A 2,091-nucleotide genomic window follows, 5' to 3' on the forward strand; every position below is an offset into this window, starting at 1 on the left:
AAAGCGAAGCAGGCGACGTTCGTCGCGGGCCTCCATCAGTTCGTTGACCAGGGCTGCGGCGGTGGTGAAGCTGACCGACATGCCCTTCTGACAAGCCGCCAGCCCGAGGCCAAGGGCAATGTGCGTCTTGCCCGTGCCGCTTGGGCCAAGGGCAATGACGTTCTCGCGCCGCTCGATCCATTCGCAGCGGGCCAGTTCCAGCACCTGCATCTTGTTGAGCTTCGGGATGGCGCTGAAGTCGAAGCTGTCGAGGCTTTTGACCGTGGGGAATTTGGCGGCCTTGATGCGGCGCTCGACCATCCTCCGCTCCCGGTCGATCAACTCCAGTTCAACAAGCCGGGCGAGGTATCGGACATGATCCATGCCTTCGGCCGCACATTGCCGGGCCAGCTTCTGATGTTCCCGCAGGAACGTGGGCAGCTTCAGCGCCTTGAGGTGATGGGCGAGCAGGATTTCCGGACCATCGCTCATGCCGCGTCCTCCGCATCGCCCGACAACAACCGCATATAGGAGCCGGGCCTGGTTTTCTCGACTGTTGCCTTGGGTAGATAGGGATAACAGTCCAGGTCCAGCCGGGGCGGACGGTGTTCAACACGGCAAAGCAGCAGGTGCTTCACGGCGTCGAAGCCGATTGCGCCCATCTGAAGCGCCTGCTTCACCGCGGCATGCAGATCAGCCAGATCAAAGGTCTCGAGCAACCGCAGGACCTGGACGTATTCGCGTCGGCCATGTCGGTTCATGCGAGCTTCCATTAGCCGGCGCAACGTTGCGAACTCCTCGGGAAGCTCCCAGCCTTGCAATGGTGCGGCCTGATCGAGTGCGTTGATCTTCTGCTCCAGCAGCGGCAGGTAGTGGATCGGGTTGAAGACGATCTCCTCGCGATCCCAGCAGCGGGGATGGCGGGCAATGACCTCGCCCCGGCAGCCGATCACCACCTCGTGGACATAGGCCCGGATCCAGACATCCTGATGGCCGAAGGCAACCGGCACCGAGTAGTCGTTGGTCTTGTAGCGCACCAGACACTGGGACGAGACGCGGCCACTGTCCTGGTCACAGGCGTCGAAAGGCGCGACCGGGAGGGGGCGCATGGCAACCAGATCACGTTGCAACCGCTCGCCGATCGTCTCGCTCTCACCGCGCAGGACATCGTGCTGGCGCTTGCGGCATTGCTCCTCCAGCCAAAGGTTGAATGCCTCCCAGCTCGTGAACTCGGGAAGCGGCACCATGAAGTTGCGGCGGCAATAGCCCACCAAGCCCTCGACATTCCCCTTGTCATTGCCTTTGCCAGGACGGCCGTAGTGGTCCCGGATCAGGTAATGCGACAGGAAGCCGCTGAACAGCACGGCCCGCTTGCGGGTGCCATCGGGCAGGATCTTCGCCACCAGGCACCGGTCATTGTCATAGACGATCGACTGCGGCACTGCCCCAAAGAAGGCAAAGGCGTGGATGTGGCCGTCCACCCAAGCCTCGGCCACAGCCGCCGGATAGGCGCGGACGTAACAGGCGTCGCTGTGCGGCAGATCCAAAACAAAGAAGTGGGCCTTCTGCTCGACACCGCCAATCTTGACCATCGCCTCGCCGAAGTCGGCCTGCGCATGGCCCGGGGGATGCGCCAGCGGCACGAACACTTCCTGGCCCCGCCGTTCTCGCTCCCGGATGTAATCCTTGATGATCGTGTAGCCGCCGGTGAACCCGCACTCGTCACGAAGCCGGTCGAACACCCGCTTCGCCGTGTGCCGCTGCTTCCGCGGCATGGAGCGATCCGCCTCAAGCCAGCCCTCGATGATCGGGATAAAGGGATCAAGCTTCGGCCGCCTGACTTCGGCCGTCCGCCGGTAGCCCGGCGGCACCGAGAACGTCATCATCTTCGCAACCGTATCACGGGAGATGTTGAAGGCCTTCGCCGCCTGACGCTGGCTCATGCCCCCCGCGCAGGCTTGGCGAACCCTGAGATATAGTTCCACGCTGAAAATCCTCGCGCCCTCCCTGCTGTCGCAGAAAGGGAAAGGGTGGACGACTTTTACACCGCCCGCAGCAGCTCCATGCCGCCGCTTCCGTGGACTAGTTTCTCACCGCCGTTCTCAGACGATC

2 protein-coding genes are annotated in these 2,091 nt (G+C 62.9%); both read right to left on the reverse strand.

What is annotated here, in order from left to right; translation table 11 throughout:
- The coding region (locus tag ABD120_RS39175; RefSeq protein WP_343955518.1) for an ATP-binding protein at positions 1–471 on the reverse strand (471 nt) is incomplete at its 3' end.
- Positions 468–1,964 (reverse strand): IS21 family transposase, encoded by a 1,497-nt coding sequence (istA, locus tag ABD120_RS39180; protein WP_343955520.1) that lies wholly within the window; start codon positions 1,962–1,964, stop codon positions 468–470. The genes istA and ABD120_RS39175, both read right to left, overlap by 4 nt.
- Positions 1,965–2,091: the final 127 nt, after the last annotated feature.

Origin of the sequence: Nonomuraea longicatena (assembly GCF_039525605.1) — a bacterium.
GTDB classification, from domain to species: domain Bacteria; phylum Actinomycetota; class Actinomycetes; order Streptosporangiales; family Streptosporangiaceae; genus Nonomuraea; species Nonomuraea longicatena.